The sequence below is a fragment of the Woodsholea maritima DSM 17123 genome (assembly GCF_000382325.1).
In the GTDB taxonomy this organism is placed as follows: domain Bacteria; phylum Pseudomonadota; class Alphaproteobacteria; order Caulobacterales; family Maricaulaceae; genus Woodsholea; species Woodsholea maritima.
On the sequence record NZ_KB908058.1, the window covers coordinates 337,667 to 359,156 of the forward strand.

Sequence of the window (21,490 nt, forward strand, 5' to 3'; positions counted from 1 at the left end):
GCGCGTTTGCGCGTGGGGCTCAAAACCTTGCCACATATGGCTTGCGCCTATAGGGGACACGCTATTGTTTTCAAATAGACGCTGATTAACACACCCTTGAAAAGGAATACTGGAGCGGTTGCCCTTGGTGTGTGCGTGTGCCGAAGCCCAGGAGACCACGCCCATGCGAGGATCAAGATCTCGCAAGGAAACACTCCCATTCTAAACGAAACGCGCATGCAGGCCTATCTCAGTTATCAAAGCGTGGGTCGGAATAATATTGCGTTGATGCATGTTATCATGGGTGCGCGAAGCAATGATCAGCGCGTGCAGACCATCGCTTATGAATATCCCGATCAAAGCCTTAGTCCGTATTTCAATTTATCGCGCACGGATACGCGGGCAACAGAAGATAATCAGCGTTTGGCTATTTACATGCCGTGTTTGCGCTATGGCTCGGATGAGGTGCGTCAAACTTTGACGTGCCTTCCTGGATTTGACATTTCCGATGTTCAAGGCTTTCAAGAGGACTGATGGCGCGCGGACTGAAGCTTTTCATTGGCCTTGGGGGCGCTTCGCACTAATTAAAGCGCTATGAAAAACTGGATTGATTTACCTGCGCTCTCACACACGGTTCACGCACTGTTTGGGGCGAAAATAACCTGGGCCCTCAGCGCGATGGTCGGGGCTGTCAGCTTTGGCCTCGTTGGCGTGTTTACGCATTTCGCTTTGGCGGGGGAGCCTGCGGCGGGGCTTGCGATCTGGGTGTTTATCGCGCTGGCATGCGGCCTTGCCCTCGTCATTGCCAATGCAGGCTTGCGTATCGCGCGCGGTGATGACCTTGGCAAAGCGTGTGGCTTTGCCTGGGGCGGGGACGAAGTTCGCCTGCTCTGGGTGAATGCTTTAATTTTGGCGCTAGCCTTAATTGTCGTTTTAACGGTTTTCCTCTTTATCGTGGCATTATTGGTGGGGGTCAGCGCGGTGGCGATGGACCGTCTTGGCGTTGCTGAGCCGCCTGAAACCTATATTGAGCTTTGGCCTTTGCTCAATGGCTGGGAACGCGGTGTTGTTCTGTTTCTGCTTGGGGCCTTTATGGTATTTTGCGCCTGGTTTTTTGCCCGTCTGGCGATGAGCGGACCTGCGAGTTTTGATGCCAAACGCTTGCAGGTCTTAAGCGTTTGGCCGTTGACCCAGGGACAGGCGGTACGCATTGGTCTCGCCAGTGTCGTGATCTGTCTGCCTATGAGTGTGGGGCTTTGGGCGCTGATCGTGGCAGGAACCGCGCCTGTCGGGGCACTGGGCGCCTTTGTCACCGGCATGTTCAGCGGGGCCGTCGTTTTTGGTCTAGGGCTATTCCCCTTGTCGGTGCTCCATGGACATCTTTTCAAAGATTTAATCATAAAAAATTCAGATAAACTCGAACAGACCAAGACAGCGTAATAAAATTCATTTACCTTCTTATATGAGTTGTATGAGGAGGGGACCATGAGTGGGTCTGCGTATAATTTTGGGGCAGCAACATTTGCCTTTTTTAAAACCATGGGACGGCGTCCAGGCGCGGTGATCTCCATCGCGGTCTGGCAAGTGTTATTCTATCTTGCGCTATTCGTGATCGCTGCGGTGATGTTCCTGCCGCATGTGGGGGCCATAGTCGCCTTGGCAGAGGCCAAGCACGAGCCTGAGCCCGCCCAAGTTTTGGCGCTCTTCGCGCAAATGGGGGGAGCTATTTTTCTGACCCTTGTGATTGGTTTTGCTTTGACCTTGATGGTGCAGGGCGCGTGGCTGCGTTTGTTGACCCGTAATGAAGTGGCCTCTGGGGTGCCTTTCCGGTTCGGCGGCGATGAATTGCGCTTGTTCGTTGTTAATCTCCTTTATGTCTTCTTCGGCTTCTTGATGTATATCGCGATTGTGATCGCCGTCGTCGCAGGCAGCCTTGTCGGCGCACTCATCTTGAATGTGGCGGGTGAGGGCACGGTCACCGGGGGCTTGTTGACCGGCCTTTGGGGATTTGTCGCGGCCCTTGCGGTTATGGCAGTGGTGATCTTTTTGCTGATCCGCTTTGCGGCCGCGCCTGCTTTAACGGTGCGTCAGAAAGATATTCGCTTCTTTGAATCCTGGAGCGCCACCAAAGATGTCACGGGGATGATGTTCCTGTCATACCTGGTGGTGATTTTGGTGTCTTTTGGCCTGGGGATTATCGCCAGTGTCGTCCAACAGATCTTTATGGTCGGTGCGATGGTTTCGGTGATTGAACCTTTAAGCCAGCTGGAAAACACAAAAGGCGCGGATGTTGATCAGGTGATGTCTATCCTGGGCACGGTCTTCAGTAATCCGGTGGTGATTATTGCCCTCCTTCTAGCCCTGGTGGTCCAGTACATTATCCAAGTGATCATCGAGGTCTGCTGGCACGGCGTGGGGGCCTATGCGGCTGTGCGCTATGATGGCGGCGATGATGTGTTGGCACCGGCTAAGCCTGCGCCTTATGCACCTAGCCAAAGTGTGGGTGAAGCGCCCAGTGAAGGGTGATCACATTTTGTAAGTCTTTGAAAATAAGCGCCCCGGTTGTTCCGGGGCGTTTTTGCTGGTTGCCTCGTGGGGGGGCGGTGATATTTTCGCCCCAACGATAACACAACAGGGGCAGACCTCATGCAGACCTCAAATACAGACCTGATCGATGACGCGCCACGCTTTGGCCTTTATGCCCGTGTTGAGCGCTGGCGGCGGACCTATGGCTGGGCCAGTCTTCTTTTGCTGTTGGCAGGATATTTTTTAAGTTCCGTGTTTGCCGGTCTCTTCGCCGGGATTTATTATGGCATCCATACCGCGATGGCGGGCAGCCTGGAAGCTGGTGCGCCCGGGGGTGCTGGGCTTGGCGGGGCCATGCTCACCGATCCCCATTTTCTCCTGCCCATGCTGGCCTTGCAATTTGTGTTTTGGGGAGGTTTTACCCTGATTTGGCTCAGCGTCTTTGAGCGGCGCGGGTTAAAATCCATCGGGTTCAGCGATGGCGTTTTGTGGCGTTATGGCCGCGGGGTTGGCGTTGCGCTGATCGCCGTGATTGTGTTGAGCGTCTTGGGTGCGATTGCCAGCGCCCTGGGTTTTGACATGGGTAAGGGTTCTGAACTTGCCGACGCCGCAGGTGAGGTGGATCCCAGCGTTATGGCCAGCTTGCTTCGCCCGGGCGTTCTGATTGGCCTGGCGTTGGTTTTGGTGCTTTTCCTGTTTCAAGGTGCGGTGGAAGAGATTGTGTTTCGCGGCTGGCTGTTATCGGCGCTGGATGCGCGCTGGGGCCGGATCGCTGCGATCATCGTCAGCACGATCCTGTTTGCCATCCTTCATGCCCAGCATTTGCAAAATGATCTGGTGCTGGGGCTCGCCTCGATTGTCGCGATTGGCATTATGGGGTTGTTCTTGACCCTTTATGCGGTGGGGGAGCGTTCCATCGCAGGTGTGGCAGGCATGCATGGCGCGTTTAATGGCTTGATCATGATCGTTGGCATTTTAGGGGCCTTAAGCACCAATCCCGAGCAAAGCGTGGTCGAAGCCTTTATGGCGACGCTGAACCCCTCGGCCGGCTTGGGCAATGGCGCGGAGCAAATCCCGATGATTGGCGCGGTTATTCAGGGCGGCACCTTCCTGATTTTATGTGCCTTGCCGGTGTTTGGCATATTACGGCGTAAGACACATATTGAGGCGTGATGGTTTTAGAAAGCCCCCGCCTCGGCGGGGGCCTTTTTTAAACGCTTAGCTGGCCTTGGATTTTAGCGCCTTCTGGCGGGCTTTATCGCGCGCCAAGAGCGGTTTGAGATAGCGCCCGGTCCAGCTCTCTTCTACTTCGGCAACGTCTTCAGGCGTTCCGGCGGCCACGATACGGCCCCCGCCATCCCCGCCTTCAGGACCCAGATCAATCAGCCAGTCCGCGGTCTTGATGACGTCGAGATTATGTTCGATCACCACGACGCTATTGCCCTGTTCGACCAATTCCTGCAGCACTTCGAGGAGTTTGCGCACATCTTCAAAGTGAAGACCGGTCGTGGGTTCATCCAGGATATAGAGCGTTTTCCCGGTGGAGCGTTTGGACAGCTCTTTGGAGAGTTTCACCCGCTGGGCTTCGCCGCCTGAAAGCTGGGTGGCTTGCTGGCCAACCTTGACATAGCCCAGGCCCACGCGTTGCAGGGTGACCATTTTATCGCGCACGGCTGGTACAGCTTTGAAGAAGTCCGCAGCCTCATCCACCGTCATATCCAACACATCGGCGATGGATTTACCCTTGAAGGTGACTTCCAAGGTTTCGCGGTTAAAGCGCTTACCCTCGCAGGCATCGCAGGTCACATAAACATCGGGCAGGAAGTGCATCTCAATCTTCTGCACCCCATCGCCCTGACACGCTTCACACCGCCCGCCCTTCACATTGAAGGAGAACCGGCCCGGCTTATAACCCCGGGTCTGGCTTTCGGGCAGATTGGCAAACCAGTCGCGGATCGGGCCAAAGGCCCCCGTATAAGTCGCAGGGTTTGAGCGCGGCGTACGTCCGATAGGGCTTTGATCAATGTCGATGATCTTATCGAGCTGCTCCAGCCCCTCAATCCGATCATGGGGCGCCGGGACCGATTGAGCTTTATTGAGCTTACGTGCCGCCGCCTTATAGAAGGTCTCGATGGTAAGGGTGGATTTACCGCCCCCTGAAACGCCGGTGACGCAGGTAAAGACGCCCAGCGGGAAATGCGCGGTGACATTTTTCAAATTATTGCCGTTGGCCCCAATGACGCTGACTTGACGCTTGGGATCAATCGGGCGGCGCACCTCAGGGATTTCGATCATGCGCCGACCCGACATATATTGCCCGGTCAGGCTGTTGGGATTGGCCGCAATCTCTTGCGGGGTGCCCTGGGCGACAATCTCGCCGCCATGAACCCCGGCGGCTGGGCCGAGATCGACGACATAATCGGCCGTCTCGATGGCTTCCTCATCATGCTCGACGATGATGACGGTATTGCCCAGATCGCGCAGACCGCGTAGCGAATCAAGTAGGCGCGTATTATCGCGTTGATGAAGCCCGATTGAAGGCTCATCGAGGACATAAAGCACACCGGTCAGGCCCGATCCGATCTGGCTGGCCAGACGGATACGCTGGCTTTCCCCGCCGGATAAAGTGCCCGAAGCACGGCTGAGGGTCAGATAATCCAAACCCACATCGACCAGGAATTTGAGCCGGTCGCGGATTTCTTTCAAGATCCGGCGCGCAATTTCCATTTCCTTATCAGAGAACGTGTCTTCAATTTCACGGAACCAATCACGTGCGGCCCGGATGGAGAGCTCGCCCGCCTGGGCGATGTCACATTGTGCGATCTTGACCGCCAGAGCTTCGGGTTTGAGGCGCTTACCCTCACACACTTCACACGGCTGGGCCGATTGGAAACGGCCCAGATCATCACGTACCCAGGAACTGTCGGTTTCGCGCCAGCGCCGCTCCATATTCGGGATGACGCCTTCAAAGGTTTTGCTGGTCTGGTATTTGCGCAGATTGTCTTCGTATTCGAATTTAATCTTGTCTTTGGTGCCATAGAGCACGGCTTTTTGAAACGCTGTAGGCAGATCGCGCCATGGTGTAAACATCGAGACATCAAAATGCTTGGCCAGCGATTCCAAGGTCTGTTGATACAGCTTTGACGTGCCGCGCGCCCAGGGGGCCACCGCGCCATCATAAAGTGACTTATCACGCTCGGCGATCACCAGCTCTTCATCGAATTTCAGGCTTTGGCCCAGGCCATCACAGCTAGGGCAGGCCCCAAAGGGATTGTTGAAGGAGAAGAGGCGCGGCTCAATCTCCGCAATCGTAAAGCCCGACACCGGACAGGCAAAATTCTCTGAGAATAACAAACGCTCAGGCTTACCCTTCTCATCGGTTTTGTCGGCAAATTCGGCAACTGCCAAACCCTCGGCTAGGCCCAGCGCGGTTTCCAGGCTTTCGGCCAAGCGCTGCTCTAAGCCCTCTTTGATGGCGATCCGGTCTACAACGACATCGATGTCGTGCTTATATTTTTTATCGAGGTCAGGCACGTCTTCCAGGGCGTAAAACTCGCCATCGACTTTGACCCGTTGAAAGCCCTGCTTCAGGAAGTCGGCAAATTCTTTCTTATATTCGCCCTTACGCCCGCGTGCGATCGGGGCGAGGAGGTAAAGCCGTGTACCTTCTTCCAGGGCCATCAGGCGATCGACCATCTGGGTCACGGTTTGGCTGGCGATGGGTAGCCCTGTGGCGGGCGAATAGGGAATGCCGACGCGCGCCCATAATAGGCGCATATAGTCATAGATTTCCGTTACCGTGCCGACGGTGGAGCGCGGGTTTTTTGAGGTGGTCTTTTGCTCGATGGAGATGGCCGGGGACAGGCCTTCAATCGAATCCATATCCGGCTTGCTCATCAATTCCAGGAATTGACGCGCATAGGCCGAGAGGCTTTCAACATAGCGCCGTTGGCCTTCGGCATAGATGGTGTCAAAGGCAAGCGAGGATTTGCCCGATCCGGATAGCCCTGTGAAAACAATCAACTGATCGCGTGGCAGATCAACCGAAATATCTTTCAGATTATGTTCGCGCGCTCCGCGTACCCGGATGGCTTTTAAGGCGTCGCTCATCGTGTCGTTATCCTTTGCTGCGCGCATTTATATAGGTCTTTTTTATGGGAGAGCGACAGAACAATGTGCGAACCTTCCTGTCAATTCCATGTCAGCTGTTTAGCGCAGCCCAACTGACACCTCCTGTCAATTGTTTGCGCACGTTGGGGTGGGCTCTGACACGGTAACGCAAGCCCTGGCTGTTCGCTCCGTCTGGACTTCAGCTAAGGAAACGTTAACACTTGGCCGCGACTCGCGCCTCGCATCGACGGGGCTTTTACACGTAATATGATGAAGTATGAAGGTGCTCGTATGGCTGGCGTCAATAAAGTGATCTTGGTGGGTAATCTGGGGGCGGATCCCGAAGTGCGCCGGTTAAATTCTGGCGACCCGGTCGTCAATCTGCGCATTGCGACATCGGATACCTGGCGTGATAAATCCACCGGTGAGCGCCGTGAAAAAACCGAATGGCACTCCGTTGTCATCTTTAACGACGCTCTGGCCAAGGTCGCGGAAAACTATCTCAAAAAAGGCTCGAAAGTCTATATTGAGGGCGCCCTGCAGACCCGCAAATGGCAAGACCGCGACGGCAATGATCGCTATACGACTGAGATTATTCTGCAACGCTATCGTGGTGAACTGCAAATGCTCGATGGGCGTGGTGAGGGCGGTGGACAGCGTTCTGGGGGCTATGATCAAATGTCTGATCAGTCCGGTGGCTATAATGAGGGCGGCTATGGCGGTGGATCACGTGGTGGTCAAGGGGGCGGCCAAGGCGGCGCTCAACGCGAAAGCTTTGCCTCGGACACTCTGGATGATGACATCCCGTTCTAAGTCGACACATGCCAAGCTAAACCAAAAGCGCGGGGTCCCTAGGGCTCCGCGTTTCTTTTTAAATAATCCCTGGCTTATCGAGATAAGTTTCCAGGGCATTGATCGCGAAGAAGATTATCAGTGCACCAAAAATATAAAGCCATTGCAGAATGAAGAGGGTCTGGGCGGTGCGTACGAATTTATTTTTGAGATAAGGCGTGAGTTTCTCGCCAAAAAACTCGCTATAGAGCATACGTAGATTGAGAATTTGTGGCGGAGAATTGCAGCCATTCAGCTCCGCTATCACGACGAGCGGCCACACGACCAGATTGACAGGCACGCATAGAAGGCCCTGGCGTTTCAATTGGCTCTGACGATCTTTAATCGTCGCTGCGATCTCCTCTTCGCTTTCGCCCTCGCTCATATCGGGGTCGCGGAAAAGATCGGGGACTTCATCATGTTGTTTGCGAAATTTCAGCTGCTGGGTGCGCGCAGTGATCCCGGCCAGCAGGACCCAGATCGTCAAGGCATCATCGCCCAGGGGCGGCAAATCAATCTCAAACGGCAAGGCGAGATTGAAGGGGAAAATGATGAAGTCTGAAAGCCAATTCGAGAGCTTCCTAAAATTCTCCAGCACTACGCCCATATATTGGCCGAGATCAAAATCAGCCAGATTTTGCACGAAGGAAAAAATCGTCAACGCCGCCCATAAGACGCCGAACAATAACAGCGGATCTTTGAAATAGCGCGCATTGCGCTTCAAATCCTTGAACGCAGACATGCCTGCCCCTTTATCCCACCCGTAGGAGAGTGTAACGCCTTCGCGCCATAGGGGAAGGGGCTGGCGTATCACAAGGTGAAAAGACTTTACGCAGTGTGCGCCATATTTCATCTTGGCGAGACCTTAGCTTTGCCATAGTCCTTTTGCAAAAGGCGAGCACGCGTCTTTAAAAGGGATGGTGAAACCATGACAAAGTGGATTGTGAAAGCGCTGAGTGTTGTGGCGGCCTTGCTGGGCGCGCCTTTGGCACAGGCCCAGATTGCGCCAGGCGCAAATGTGCTGGACCCTGTGCTTGAAGAGATCGCGCTGGACGGCACGATCTATATCCAACGCGTCAGCGATGGTGCGGTGTGGAGTGCCAATGAAGCGCGCAGTGCGATGCGCTTTGTTCCGGCCTCGACCTATAAAATTCCCAACACTTTGATCAGTCTGGAAACGGGCGTCACCACATGGGACGAAGTGTTTATCTGGGATGGTCAGCCGCGCATGTTTGCGCGCTGGGAGCGCGATATGACCTTGGCTGAGGCGTTCCAGCTGTCTGCGGTGCCGGTCTATCAAGAGCTGGCCCATCGTGTGAGCTATCGTGTGATGCAGGATTGGGTTCAGCGCCTAGCCTATGGCAATCAGGACATTGGCGCTGAGGACAATATTGATCAGTTTTGGCTGAGCGGGCCGGTGGCCATTTCGGCGCAAGAACAGGTCGGTCTAGTGACCCGTTTAGAGGCGCAGACCCTGCCGTTTAATACCGATAATCAGCGCCGCCTGGGTGAGGTGATGATTGTGGACAGTGAGTTGGCCGGCGTTCTTCATGGTAAGACCGGTTGGACCCGCCAGCCGGGGCGCGACTTTATCGGCTGGTTTGTCGGCTGGTATGAGTTTGAGGGTGAAGATTACGTCTTCGCGATGAATGCGGAAGTATCAGATTTTGATAGCCAGGCAGGATATCGTAAAGGTCTGATCGAGACGGCCCTGAAACGGGTCACCGGCGAAGATTAAACACAAAAGCCCCGGAGATTTTCCGGGGCTTCTTTTTTTAGGTATGGCGCGGATTTATTCGCCGTGGGCGGAAATCACACCGCAGGCCACACGCGCACCGGCCCCGCCGATGGGCTGGGTGGTGCCATCATCGGAATTGGCATGGATCACCAGGGCTGAACCATCCTCATCGAGGAGGATGGGCAGGCCGCCGTCTTCAGACAGGGCCAGCATAGGGGTGAAAACCTCAGCCTTCAGGCTGCCATCTTCATGCACGAAGAGATTAGGCAGATCCGCCGCATCAGGGCCATTGGGGTTGAGTAAGCCATGGCTCGCGCCCGTTGGATTGATATGCCCGCCTGATGAGGTGAAATCCGAAGACGAGCAATCGCCAATTTTATGCAGGTGTGCCCCGTGCCAGCCTGGGGTCAGGCCGCGCGCTTCAATGCGGATCAAAACACCGGTCGAGCCTTGGGTGATCTGGGCCTGGCCGATTTCAGAGCCATCATTGGTGATCAGGCTCAAGGCGAGCGTGTCACCGGGGGTAAAGCGAGGGGGGGTAGCGCTTTGCTGCGCCGCGAGCGCAGGCTGCGAGGCGTCATGGCTCATCGCGGCAGGCTCTTCGCTCATCGCGTCAGCATCATAGACGGGTTGCTGGATCGCGGCGTGATCTTCGCTCTGAGGGCTTTGAGCCTCAGAGGCGGGCGCGGTTTGGGCTTGGGTAGGCTCTTGGCCATTATCGCATGCGCCCAGCGCCAGTGCTGATAGGGCTGTGATGGTAAGGCTACGGATCATAATCTTCCCCTTTGTAAGGATGGACCTTGTTACCCCACCCCTAAAATGGGGGGCTTCACCCTTATAAACAACCGGGCTCCCTAAAAAGATCCCGTGACATTTTCATGTCGACAAAGCTTATCCTACCGCATTGGGGATTTGCCGCTATGGCCTGGGCTTGGTACACCTAGGGCTATACATTTCGTCGATTCGAAGGGGGTGGTCTTCCTTTGCGGCGAAAGCCTGTCACATGCGCGCGGCGCTCCCTTTCTTGTGATAGGTGTGAAAGCACCATCATGCTGGCAAGGAACGCCTTCATCGCGTCAGAAAATGACTTAGGACGAGCACCTTGAGCGATATTGAAATTCCCAATTCCGAGCCCGAATCCAAAGGCCCTTTAAGTGGCCCCATGGTGACCATCGAAGAGGAAATGCGCCGCTCCTATCTCGATTACGCGATGAGTGTGATCGTCAGCCGGGCCATTCCCGATGCGCGTGATGGGTTAAAGCCCGTACACCGACGCATTCTGTGGGCCATGCATGAAGGCGGCTATACCAAGGACAAGGCCTATAAGAAGTCGGCCAATGTCGTGGGTGATGTGATGGGTCGCTATCACCCCCATGGTGACAGCGCGATTTATGATGCTTTGGCCCGGATGGCGCAGCCCTTCTCGATGGGGCTTACGCTGCTCGATGGTCAGGGCAATTTCGGCTCGGTCGATGGCGATCCTCCGGCTGCGATGCGTTACACCGAAATTCGCATGGATCATTCCGCCGAAGCCTTGCTGGCCAATATCGATAAGGAAACGGTGGATTTCCAGGACAATTATGATGGCTCCAAGAAAGAGCCAATTGTCTTGCCTGCGACCTTCCCGAACCTGCTCGTCAATGGCGGCGGCGGGATCGCGGTGGGTATGGCAACGAATATCCCTCCGCATAATTTAAATGAAATCGTCGATGCGACCATCCTCCTGCTGGATAATCCCCATGTCAGTGATGGCGAGATTTTGGAGCTTGTTCCCGGCCCGGATTTCCCCACGGGCGGTGAGATTTTGGGCCGTTCCGGTGCGCGCAAGGGTCTGGAAACCGGGCGCGGCTCGGTGGTGACGCGCGCGAAAACCTCCATCGAAGAAGTGCGCTCTGGGCGTAATGCTATCATCGTTCACGAGATTCCCTATCAGGTGAACAAGGCCAGCATGATCGAAAAGATCGCCGATCTGGTGCGGGAAAAACGCATCGAGGGTATTGCCGATCTTCGCGATGAATCCGACCGTTCGGGTATGCGCGTCGTCATTGAGCTGAAAAAAGATGCCAATGCCGATGTGATCTTGAACCAGCTTTATCGCTGGAGCCCGATGCAGACCTCTTTCGGGGTTAATATGCTGGCCCTGATCGGCGGGCGTCCGCAACAAGCCGGCCTTCGCCAATTGCTGGAGACCTTTGTCGATTTCCGTAAAGACGTCACGGCACGCCGGGCAAAATTCGATCTGAGAAAGGCGCGTGATCGCGCTCACGTCTTGATCGGCTTGGCCGTTGCGGTGGCCAATATTGATGAGATCATCCGCCTGATCCGCTCTGCGCCAGATCCGCAGACCGCGCGCCGTCAATTGCGCGAAAAAGCCTGGCCTGCCGCCGATGTGGCCCCCTTGGTGACATTGGTGGCTGATCCGCGCTCAATCATTCGCGATAATAACACCATCTTCCTGACCGAAGAGCAGGCCAAAGCGATCCTGGATCTGCGCCTGCATCGTTTAACGGCGCTGGGCCGCGATGAAATCGGGGAGGAAGCCTCGAAACTGGCCGCAGAGATTGCAGATCTTCTGGATATTCTGCGCTCGCCCCATCGTATTCGCGACATTATTCGCGGTGAACTTCATGACGCCAAGACCCGTTTTGGCGTGCCGCGCCGCACCCAGATCCTGGATGCGGAATTGGAGATGGAAGACGAAGACCTGATCCCGCGTGAGGATATGGTCGTCACCTTGACCCATGGCGGTTATGTCAAGCGCACGCCCTTGACCACGTATCGCGCGCAAAATCGCGGCGGGCGTGGACGCGCGGGCATGGCGATGAAGGATGAAGACTTCGTTGCGACCTTGTTCGTGGCCAATACCCATGCCCCGCTTCTGTTCTTCTCCTCTGATGGCATGGTCTATAAGACCAAGGCTTGGCGCTTGCCGCTGGGCGCGCCGAACACCAAGGGTAAGGCGCTGATCAACCTCTTACCCAGCCTCTCTCAAGGCGCGAGCATCACTTCGGTGATGGCCCTGCCGGAGGATGAGGATAGCTGGGGTGGGTTGGACATCATATTCGCGACCACCGAAGGTACGATCCGACGCAATAAATTGTCTGACTTTGTGCAGGTGAACCGCAACGGTAAAATCGCCATGAAGCTGGAAGAGGGCAGCCGCATCGTTGATGTGCGCCTGTGCTCTGAAGGGGATGATGTGCTGTTGGTTTCTGCTAAAGGCCGCGCGATCCGCTTCCCTGTGGATGCGGTGCGGGTCTTTGCCGGGCGCTCCTCTACCGGTGTACGCGGTATTCGTTTGGCGCAGGGCGATCGCCTGATCTCCATGGCGATTCTCAACCATGTTGAGGTCACCACCGATGAAGCGCGCGCCTATATGAAGCATGCCAATGCGATGCGCCGCGCAGCTGGGTTGGAAGAAGATGTTGCCACCTCCAGCGAGGATGAGGGCGATAGCAATGCCGCCCTGTCGCCGGAGCGAATTGCAGAGCTAGGCGCGGCTGAGGAATTTGTCATCACCGTGGCCTCTGATGGCTATGGCAAGCGCTCATCGGCCTATGATTATCGGGTCATGGGCCGGGGTAATCAGGGCGTTGCCGCCCATGATATGACCAAGAGCGATGATCTGGCCGCCGTCTTCCCAATCCAGGATGATGATACCATCATGATCGTCACTGATGGTGGACAGCTGATCCGCTTCCCGCTCGATAGCGTGCGCATTGCGGGCCGTGCCACGCGCGGGGTTCGCCTGATCCGTCTGGGCGAGGGTGAGAAAGTCGTCTCGGTTGTGCGTATTGACGCCGAAGACGGTGATGACGGCGAGGGTGAGGGCGTAGAGGCCTCAAGTCCTGAAACGCCAGGTGATGAACCCAGCGCCGGGGGTGACGCACAAGCCTAAATCAACGGCCCTCGATGATGCATCGGGGGCCGTTTTGTATCGCGTGGGTGGGCCATGATCACAGTGCACAGTGTCAATCTGCTTCATGTGATTTTGGTCTATCATGGAGCGATCCTGGCTGGCGTCCTGATCTGGCGGGTGCGGTTTTGGGCGTTGAGCGCCTTAATCGCCGCGTTCAGCGTGCATATGGCGTTGAATTTTTTCTCCGAAACCGGGCTCTGGATCGCCGGGGATGGCGTGGCGCAAACCTTTGGTGCGCTCTATGGCCCACTGTTTTTCCTGACCGTCAAAGGCTTGGTGGAGGCGCGCGCCCAAGGCGGGGTGAATTGGCGTGATGGTCTGCATCTTCTGCCTTGGCTGGGCTTGTTGATCCTGGCTCCGCCTTTGATCGTTATGCGGCTGGTCTCTCTCCTCTCCTTGGTGGGCTATGTGGGCTGGGCGTTTTTTCTGGCTTGGCGTTACCATACGCAGATGTGCCAGCTGCGTGCGGATGCGGAAAGTTTGCGTCTGGATTGGTTGCTCAGCATCATCATCGCCTTTGCCTTGATCAGCGCCATGGATGGCCTGCGCATGGTGTTAAGTGCCAATGGGCTTAATGATGCTGGCGCGCTCAGCTATGGCCTCTCTTTAACAATCGCGTTTATCTGTCTGAATGTGATCGCTTATTTTGCGTATCAGCATGTGCGTCGTCACGGGCCGGAGGCGGTCGCCGTTCCGCCTGCGCCCGGTCTAAACACTGCGCAGACCTCTACTCTGGATGAGGCCGCGATCCGGGATCACTTTATCCAGATCGACGCGGTCATGCGCGATGAGGAGCCCTGGCGAGAGCCCGCTCTGCGTCTCGACCAATTGGCCAAGCGCGTTCGCTTGAGCCCGCGCGACACCTCCCATGCGATCAATCGCCATGCCGGGTGCAGCTTTGTGCGCTATATCAACCGTGCGCGCGTGGCTGCGATCATTGCGCGCCTTGAGGGCGAGCCTTCTACGACCCTGATGGCGATGGCCTTTGATGCGGGATTTAACTCCAAGGCGGCCTTTAATCGGGTCTTTAAGGACGAGACAGGTCTCTCGCCCAGTGCCTATCTGGCGCAGAGAGCCTAATTTCACGCTCTTCAATCGTCTCAAAACATGAAGTGAGACGTTTTTATGCGGCTTTTGCAGCGCTTGTGATTGTAAAGGCTGACATGCAAGGGGCTCAACTTTTCAAAACAGGGATGCCCTATGATGATGTCGATGCTCGCTCATATGCTGGTCAGTGCAAGTTTAACCTCCAGCCCTTTTGCCTTTGGTCACTCGGTGGACGCGCTTGAAGCGCATTTCAATCAAGTCTGTACGCAGTGGGAGGTTCGCCGTTTTGATCCGCCGCAAGTGCCCTTCGCCCAGGAAAGCCACCAACAGGTCGATTGCCAGGGCTATGATTTCGCCCAAAGCCCGCGCTTGGCCGAATTTGTCTTTGTCGATGGCGGTTTGGCCTTCGTCTGGATTTTGGTGGAGGGCGAAGAGCTTCCCCAACTGGCCCAAGAGTTAAGCCAGGAATGGGGCGCGCCGCGTTTTGATAACGCCATGTTTGCCGCTTTCCCTCAAGGGGCTGTGGCCCTACGCCGCGATGTGCCCGAGGTGTTATATTACAGCCCCGATTATGCCCCGATGTTTGAAGGCTGGTTTGCGCAAAACGGTTAAAGTTCAAGAGGGGAGGCGCGTTTGCGCCGTCCTTCGTTCATGTCAGGGGCGCATATAGGATCTTGCCCCAAGGCGTTGAGGTGTTTACGGTCCGGCCCAGGATTAATCATAAGGATGGGCCTTTCATGACCCAGACGCGCATTGCGCTTTACCCCGGGACATTTGATCCCATGACCCAGGGGCATCTCGACATTATCCGGCGCGCCGTGAAGCTGTTTGACAAGCTGATCATTGGCGTTGCGATCAATCGCGAAAAAAAGCCGCTCTTCACATTAGAAGAACGCGTGGACATGGCCCGTACCGAGGTGGCCGCGCTTAATGTCGATATCGAGATCGAAGTGACCGCCTTCGAAGGGCTGTTGATGCATTATGCTGAAGAGGTGGGCGCGACCTGTATTGTTCGCGGTTTGCGCGCGGTCTCTGACTTCGAATATGAATTTCAGATGGTGGCGATGAACCAGCGCCTTAATCCAGCCATTGAAACCGTGTTCTTGATGGCTGATCCTCATCATCAGGCCGTGGCCTCGCGCCTGGTCAAAGAAATTGCCCGACTGGGCGGGAACATCACCGATTTTGTGACCCCGACGATTAAAGCGCGTTTGTTGGAGAAGTTTGCGTCATGACGTTTTCTGTTTTGAAATCTGGTTTATCTGCCAGCGTATTGGTGCTGGCTTTAGCGACCTCTGCCTGTGCGCAAGAGCCGCAAGACAATGCCCGCGCGCAAGATCGCGCTGAAAGCACGATCGTGCAAGAGGATGCGGGCGGATCAGCCGCTGTCGCAACGCCAACGGCCCAGCCCGGTGATGATGTCATCGCCAATGCCCCGGCGGAGGCCTGGCGTGTGGTGGATCCAGAAAACATGCTGATCATCACCACCAATGGCGGTAAGGTCTATGTTGAGCTGGCCCCTGAATTTGCGCCCAATCATGTCGCGCGTATGAAGCAATTGGCGCGTGAGAATTTCTATCGCTACACAGTATGGCACCGCGTGATTGGCGACTTTGTGGCCCAGGGCGGCGGTATGATTGATAATCCCAATCATGGCGCGGATCATTTGCCCGGCGTTGAGGCGGAATTTACCCGTGGGCGCTCCGCCGCCGATGGGATTGAGATTTCTGAGCTGATGATGCGTGCGCGGACCCAGCGCGGCAGCTCGGCAGAGGCGCGCGCCGGTTTCTGGAACGGCTTCCAGGCGGGCACTCAACCGATTGCCCAGGCGGCCATTCGCGCCGATGGTCAGGTGGAAAGCTGGCTGTTACATTGCCATGGTGCCGCCTCAGCGGCGCGCACCAATGATCCCAACTCCTTCCGCAGTCAGTTTTATATCACCACCGGTCACGCCGAGCATTTGAACACCCAATACACCGTCTGGGGCCGCGTGCGCGCAGGTCTAGAGGTGATTGACGCCATCCCTGAAGGGACTTTGGGTGAATCTATGGGCTATCGCCCGGTGATCATCGAGGATATTCAGGTCGCCAGCGACGTTCCCGATTCAGAGCGTTCTACGATTGAAGTCATGCGTACCGATGGGCCCAGCTTTGCCCAATATCTCGATGCGCTTAAACAGGCCCGCGGCGGTCAACTGCCTGATGTCTGTGACATCACGGTTCCAGCCCGGGTAACGGAGTAAATTCCCTCATGTCTGATACCCAAGAAAACTTGATCCTGACCCTCGATGGCGGTGATGTGACCATTCGCTTGCGTCCTGATCTGGCCCCGAAACATGTGGCCCGCATTTCTGAGCTGGCCCGTGAAGGCTTTTATGATGGCTTGACCTTCCACCGCGTCATTGATGGCTTTGTCGCCCAGGGTGGCTGCCCCAATGGTAATGGCATGGGCGGCTCTGGTCAGTTGATCGAAGCTGAATTTAATGATGCGCCTCATGCGCGCGGGGCGTGCTCTATGGCGCGTACCAATGATCCAAACTCTGCCGATAGCCAGTTCTTCATCTGCTTGGATGAAGTGCCTTATTTGAATGGCCAATACACCGTTTGGGGTGAAGTGGTTGACGGGATTGAGCATGTGGACGCTCTGCCAAAGGGCGAGCCACCCCGCCAGCCAGGTAAAATCGTTAAAGCCAGCGTCGTCGCAGCTTAAGGCGTTTATATCTTGACGAAAAAGGCTCCCCACGGGGAGCTTTTTTTTATGGCTTAGGGCTTTATTTTGAGCCTGGATTCAATTATCATACTTAGGTCTCAAAACCTCCAAACTTCGGTCACAATTAAAATGTATATTAAATACATCATTATAGCGTCTGTGTTCTATGGCGCTGATTGTGGAGGTTTGAATGGGAAGCATACGCATACAATCTGCGGTCTCAGGGCTGGGCGTGGTCCTGATGGCGATGATCTTGGGGGCGTGTTCCGGGGGAGACGGGCCGAGCCCAACACCCCCACCCCCTCCTGTCGATGAGACCCCAGCACCCACCCCGCCACAAATCGTGTCGGTGTCACCGGCCAATGGCGCTGGGAGTGTGGATGTTGCGACCTCATTGAGGGTGACACTGGATAAAGCGGCAAGCGGAATGACGCCTAGCTTTAATGTGGAAACGGGGGGCACAACGATCGCGGGCAATCTGAGTATTGCGGATAAGGTCGTGACCTTTGAACCCTCATCACCCTTGGATCATGGTACCACATACGCGGTTGATTTTGAACTTCGTAAAGCGAACCAAGTCGTCGCGACCCGCACATGGATGTTTACGACCGCCTGGGCCAATGTGACAGACCCCAGCCCGTGTGCGGGTTTTTATTCACCCGATTTCACTCTGGTGACGGGCTATGACAATAATCCCCCCTCGAGGATGGATGAGCCCGAAAAGGGCGTGCGCTATGGTGATGAGCGCTATGGCAGCTGTATCGTGCGCGCCACCGATCATGCCAACGAACCCCCCGTTGAATTTGCGCGTAATGATTATTCACGACGCCAAGCCTTTAATGCGGATAACACCCGGTTTATTGCTTCAGGCGGTAAAGGCTTTTGGCATGTCTATGATGCCAATAGCTTAGAACATATCAAACGATTGGATGGACAAGGTGGGCCTTTCCCCGCAGGTGATGCTGAACCGCAATGGGATCCGACCAATCCTGATATTTTCTACTTCATCCCCAATTATGGCGGCAGGGTGATCTATACCTATAATGTCACGAATGACACTGTGACCACCCGGATTGATTTTACAAACCGCTTGCCCTGGCCGGATGCGGCGCGGCTCTCGACCCGCTCGGAAGGTTCACCCTCTGCGGATGGGCGCTATTGGGGGTTCCAAGTTGAAACTCAAAGCTTCGAGCCCCTCGGCCTGATGGTATGGGATAGCGAGACCGATACGATCACAACGATGGATATGCCGACGGGGGCGGGCCGCCCAGGCTATGTCAGCATGAGCCCAAGTGGGGATTATCTGATTGCGGGCTGGTCCTATAACCGGACCTTCGGAACACGGGCCTATACTCGCGATCTCGGTGGCGATTATGTCCAGCTACAAAATACGACCGAGCATTCTGACATCGCTCTGCTTGCCAATGGTCATGATGCCTATGTCGCGGCCGATTATGACAGAGGCTATGTCTTCATGGTTGAGATCCAGACTAATCAACGCACCGATCTCTTCGACATGTATTTGAACCGTACAGCAAGCTCGTTCCACTTCTCGGGCAAGGCCTTTGACAAGCCAGGCTGGGTTCTGGTCTCCAGTTATCATGCTCATTTGGGCTCAACCCCGGATGTAGAGCTACCGAAAAGTCAATGGGAGTGGCCGTATGAGAAAGTTTTCGCCATGTCCCTGACGCCTAATCCTGAGTTTCGTCATATCGCTTATCATCACGGGAAAGTGGAACACTATTTTGATGAGATCCATGCCTCGGCTAATCGCGATTTCACGCGCATTCTTTATAATACCTCCTGGGAAGGCAATGCGCCGCGCGATGTGGACGCTTATATGGTGGTCTTACCAGAGGACGCTTTAGACTGAGGCTTAATCCGCCTTCATGCCCAAGGTCGCGATGATCGGGCGATGGTCAGAGCCCGTATCATCGCCGGCGTGGACATCCAGGGTCACGAAATCACGCCCTGCAAAAACGTGATCAATGCCGGCAACCGGGCGAAGGACGCTCCATGTCTTGTCTTCGCCCAATCGGCCCACGCGGTGTGAAGGCCATGTGGGGATGTTGTGCGTGCGCCGGGGTAGGTTGATGACCCGCTCTAACCGACGCAGGGCAAAGGAAGGTGCCGCGGCATTAAAATCACCCACTACGATGAGGCGATCATGCTCAAAGCCTTCTAGATTGGCGGCGAGGGCGCGGCGTTGCTGGCCTTGATCTTTTAGAGGTTCCGGCCAGGTCATATGAACGGTCAGGACGCGGATAAGGTCTCCACTGGGCAGACGAATATCAGCCCATGCTGCAGGGGGCGGGTAATCACCTTGAAGGGTGCGCTCTAAACATCCCGAATCTTCCATGGGGTATTTACTGACAAGCGCGACCGCATGGCGGTGACAATTGGCCCGATAGCGATAGGCCTCACTTAATTGATCGGGAACGCGCCCAGAGCGGCCAAAGCTCTCTTGCATCGCAATGATATCAGCCCCCGTGGCGATCAACACGTCAACAGCGCGTTCAGGCGTTAGGTTGCGCCCCCACAGATTATGGGTTGCGATGGTGAAGCTTTCAGACGTTGAACCTTGCGGGGCATAGCCACTGCTGGGGATCAGCCAACTGGCCAAGGTTAAGCTGGAGATTGACATCAAGCTAAGCAGGGCGAAGAGTTGAAAACCGCGCCTTGCCCAGCGCAATGCCGTCTCGCGAAGGAGCAAATAACTAAAAAAGCTCAACCCCATAAGCGTGATAAGAATGACCCAGATGAAGTGATTGATGAGATCAAAGGTCTCATTCCAATGGCCCGTCAGGCTGGCAAAGCTAAGCCCGATAAAAAGTGCGCTGAAGCCAAGTAGGACAAGATTGGCAAACAGATTGGCCCAGCGCATCAGGGGGAAGGTCCTTTTAAGTTCTTACTTTAAAATGTGATGGTATATTGCGTAAGTGTGTGACCAAAGCTAGACGCTGGACTCATGAAACTCTCTGATTTTGACTTCGATCTACCCGAAACTTCGATCGCGCTGCGCCCAGCGCGCCCGCGTGATAGCGCAAAACTATTACATCTTGATGCGGATGGGCGAATAAGTGATCGCGGTGTTCTGGACTTGCCCGAATTGCTGCAACCGGGCGATCTCCTGGTCTTTAATGATACCCGTGTGATCCCGGCGGCCTTGAGCGCAACACGCCCCGCGCGCGCCGTGGGCGGCGGCGGTGATGTCCAGGTTGAGATCAATCTTCATAAGCGTGTGGATGAAGCGCGCTGGCGGGCCTTTGCGCGCCCGGGTAAGCGCCTGAAAGAAGGCGATCAGATTGTCTTCAAAGGCGGGTTGAGCGCACGGGTTGAAGATAAGGCTGAAGGCGGGGATATCGGTCTTATCTTTGATCAATCGGGTACAGACCTAGACCGCGTCATCGTCAGCGCCGGTGTGCCACCTCTGCCCCCTTATATCGCGTCTAAACGCGCCCCGGATGACGCCGATCTGGAAGATTATCAGACGATTTATGCCGACCCTAACAAGTCTGGCTCTGTGGCTGCGCCTACGGCGGGCCTGCACTTTACCGATCGTTTGATGCGTGCGCTTAAGGCGCGTGAGGTAAAGCAGGCCCATATCACCTTGCATGTCGGGGCGGGGACTTTCCTGCCGGTTAAAACAGAAAACGTCCTGGATCATCAGATGCATGCCGAATGGTATGAGATTGATGAGACGGCCGCCCAGGCCATCGCCGAAACCCGCGCGGCCGGTGGGCGCATTATCGCCGTGGGCACCACGGCCCTTCGTAGCCTGGAAAGCGCCGCGGATGAGGCGGGCCATATTGTCGCCCATTCACGCGAGACTTCGATCTTCATAACGCCAGGCTATCGATTTAAATGTGTCGACGCTTTGATGACGAATTTCCACCTGCCCAAATCGACGCTCTTCATGCTGGTGAGCGCATTTTGCGGGCTGGATAAAATGCAACAGGCCTATGGCCACGCGATTGCCGGGGGCTATCGCTTTTTTTCTTATGGCGATTCCAGCTTGCTAGAGCGCGAGCGCTCCTAAGGCATCAAAGATCTGAGGCTTAGTGGCGCGGGCGTGGGCGCGGATTGGGCGTGGCGTTGACGACCCATTGCGGTGTGAGTGCGGGCTCGCTCTCCACCGCTGCGCCGGTCTCTTGATGTGCACCCGGAGCGCAGCCCCAGCGGGTGCGCGTCTGGCGCTCAATGATCTGCGGCTCAGCGCCGCTCTGATGGCTCACAATGACCACACGCTGGCGCATTTCGAAACGCGCTTCACCGGCACCATTTTCAACGCACTGGGCTTGATCTACAGGCAGGGCGTCAGGGGTGTGCAAGGTCTCATTGGGGGCTTGAAGGGTGATAGGCTTGGCGCTCGGCTTCGCCGTCTCGCCTTGAACGGGACTGGCCTGCAACAGAGCAAGGCTGGTGGCGACAAGATGTAAAGAGACCGCGATCATCCGCGCGTCGCTCCTTCATGTGATGCTCCCCAGCACGTTCAATATGTGCCAGAGCCAAGATGAGCGCAAGGTGAACACACGCCCAGTTCTGCCATGGTAATAAGGTTTTATGCATCATTTGGGCCAAATTAAGGGCAGGGGTTTGTTTTTGACAATGTGATTATGGGCTTGAAGAAT

General features: G+C 55.7%; 19 protein-coding genes. 14 read left to right on the plus strand and 5 right to left on the minus strand.

The features are described from left to right. The first annotated feature begins 216 nt into the window (after positions 1 to 216). The 4 genes from H151_RS0109880 to H151_RS0109895 all read left to right on the plus strand — a co-directional run bounded on the left by H151_RS0109880 (position 217) and on the right by H151_RS0109895 (position 3,678). Entirely contained in the window at positions 217 to 513 is a 297-nt protein-coding gene (locus H151_RS0109880) for a hypothetical protein (protein WP_019961505.1), read from the plus strand. Between the two features lie 60 nt (positions 514 to 573). Further along, a complete protein-coding gene (locus tag H151_RS0109885; RefSeq protein ID WP_019961506.1) occupies positions 574 to 1,419 on the plus strand; it encodes a hypothetical protein in 846 nt (281 codons plus the stop codon). 45 nt (positions 1,420 to 1,464) lie between these two features. Next, entirely contained in the window at positions 1,465 to 2,505 is a 1,041-nt protein-coding gene (locus H151_RS0109890) for a hypothetical protein (RefSeq protein WP_019961507.1), read from the plus strand. Positions 2,506 to 2,625: 120 nt separating this feature from the next. After that, positions 2,626 to 3,678, plus strand: a complete 1,053-nt coding sequence (locus tag H151_RS0109895) for a CPBP family intramembrane glutamic endopeptidase (RefSeq protein WP_019961508.1) — start codon at positions 2,626 to 2,628, stop codon at positions 3,676 to 3,678. Between the two features lie 45 nt (positions 3,679 to 3,723). On the opposite strand, the gene uvrA is transcribed toward H151_RS0109895, so the two are convergent. Then, positions 3,724 to 6,615 (minus strand): excinuclease ABC subunit UvrA, encoded by a 2,892-nt coding sequence (uvrA, locus tag H151_RS0109900; RefSeq protein ID WP_026353953.1) that lies wholly within the window; start codon positions 6,613 to 6,615, stop codon positions 3,724 to 3,726. Positions 6,616 to 6,906: 291 nt separating this feature from the next. Between uvrA and ssb the strand changes: the two genes are divergently transcribed. Further along, positions 6,907 to 7,428 carry a single-stranded DNA-binding protein gene (gene ssb / locus H151_RS0109905; protein ID WP_019961510.1) on the plus strand — a complete coding sequence of 174 codons (522 nt, stop codon included), beginning with the start codon at positions 6,907 to 6,909 and terminating at the stop codon, positions 7,426 to 7,428. 58 nt (positions 7,429 to 7,486) lie between these two features. Here ssb and H151_RS0109910 read toward each other — a convergent pair whose 3' ends face one another. Further along, positions 7,487 to 8,188 (minus strand): hypothetical protein, encoded by a 702-nt coding sequence (locus H151_RS0109910; protein WP_019961511.1) that lies wholly within the window; start codon positions 8,186 to 8,188, stop codon positions 7,487 to 7,489. 186 nt (positions 8,189 to 8,374) lie between these two features. On the opposite strand from H151_RS0109910, the gene H151_RS16115 reads away from it, so the two are divergent. Next, positions 8,375 to 9,184 carry a penicillin-binding transpeptidase domain-containing protein gene (locus tag H151_RS16115; protein ID WP_019961512.1) on the plus strand — a complete coding sequence of 270 codons (810 nt, stop codon included), beginning with the start codon at positions 8,375 to 8,377 and terminating at the stop codon, positions 9,182 to 9,184. A 54-nt stretch (positions 9,185 to 9,238) separates the two neighbouring features. On the opposite strand, the gene H151_RS16120 is transcribed toward H151_RS16115, so the two are convergent. After that, complete coding sequence (locus tag H151_RS16120; protein WP_019961513.1) at positions 9,239 to 9,958, minus strand: superoxide dismutase family protein; 720 nt, start codon at positions 9,956 to 9,958, stop codon at positions 9,239 to 9,241. 388 nt (positions 9,959 to 10,346) lie between these two features. On the opposite strand from H151_RS16120, the gene gyrA reads away from it, so the two are divergent. The 7 genes from gyrA (at position 10,347) to H151_RS16130 (ending at position 18,732) form a co-directional block, all read left to right on the plus strand. Then, on the plus strand, positions 10,347 to 13,082 hold the full coding sequence (gene gyrA, locus H151_RS0109925; RefSeq protein WP_051088974.1) for a DNA gyrase subunit A: 2,736 nt from the start codon (positions 10,347 to 10,349) through the stop codon (positions 13,080 to 13,082). Between the two features lie 54 nt (positions 13,083 to 13,136). Next, positions 13,137 to 14,183: a helix-turn-helix domain-containing protein gene (locus tag H151_RS0109930; protein ID WP_019961515.1), complete on the plus strand. Its 1,047-nt coding sequence runs from the start codon at positions 13,137 to 13,139 to the stop codon at positions 14,181 to 14,183. Positions 14,184 to 14,303: 120 nt separating this feature from the next. After that, the gene (locus H151_RS16125; protein WP_019961516.1) at positions 14,304 to 14,762 is read left to right on the plus strand and encodes a hypothetical protein; all 459 of its coding nucleotides are present in this window, start codon (positions 14,304 to 14,306) and stop codon (positions 14,760 to 14,762) included. Between the two features lie 125 nt (positions 14,763 to 14,887). Then, a complete protein-coding gene (gene coaD / locus H151_RS0109940; RefSeq protein ID WP_019961517.1) occupies positions 14,888 to 15,385 on the plus strand; it encodes a pantetheine-phosphate adenylyltransferase in 498 nt (165 codons plus the stop codon). Then, positions 15,382 to 16,392, plus strand: a complete 1,011-nt coding sequence (locus H151_RS0109945) for a peptidylprolyl isomerase (protein ID WP_019961518.1) — start codon at positions 15,382 to 15,384, stop codon at positions 16,390 to 16,392. The genes coaD and H151_RS0109945 overlap by 4 nt, the downstream gene beginning before the upstream one ends. Positions 16,393 to 16,400: 8 nt before the next feature. Continuing rightward, entirely contained in the window at positions 16,401 to 16,859 is a 459-nt protein-coding gene (locus H151_RS0109950; RefSeq protein ID WP_019961519.1) for a peptidylprolyl isomerase, read from the plus strand. A 190-nt stretch (positions 16,860 to 17,049) separates the two neighbouring features. After that, a complete protein-coding gene (locus tag H151_RS16130; RefSeq protein WP_083918528.1) occupies positions 17,050 to 18,732 on the plus strand; it encodes an Ig-like domain-containing protein in 1,683 nt (560 codons plus the stop codon). A gap of 3 nt (positions 18,733 to 18,735) precedes the next feature. Here H151_RS16130 and H151_RS0109960 read toward each other — a convergent pair whose 3' ends face one another. Further along, positions 18,736 to 19,743: an endonuclease/exonuclease/phosphatase family protein gene (locus H151_RS0109960; protein WP_019961521.1), complete on the minus strand. Its 1,008-nt coding sequence runs from the start codon at positions 19,741 to 19,743 to the stop codon at positions 18,736 to 18,738. 84 nt (positions 19,744 to 19,827) lie between these two features. Here H151_RS0109960 and queA point away from each other — a divergent pair, with 84 nt between their 5' ends. After that, a complete protein-coding gene (gene queA, locus H151_RS0109965) occupies positions 19,828 to 20,898 on the plus strand; it encodes a tRNA preQ1(34) S-adenosylmethionine ribosyltransferase-isomerase QueA (protein WP_019961522.1) in 1,071 nt (356 codons plus the stop codon). A gap of 19 nt (positions 20,899 to 20,917) precedes the next feature. Here the strand turns inward: queA and H151_RS0109970 are convergent, their stop codons facing one another. Then, a complete protein-coding gene (locus H151_RS0109970; protein ID WP_019961523.1) occupies positions 20,918 to 21,313 on the minus strand; it encodes a hypothetical protein in 396 nt (131 codons plus the stop codon). Positions 21,314 to 21,490 lie beyond the last annotated feature (177 nt).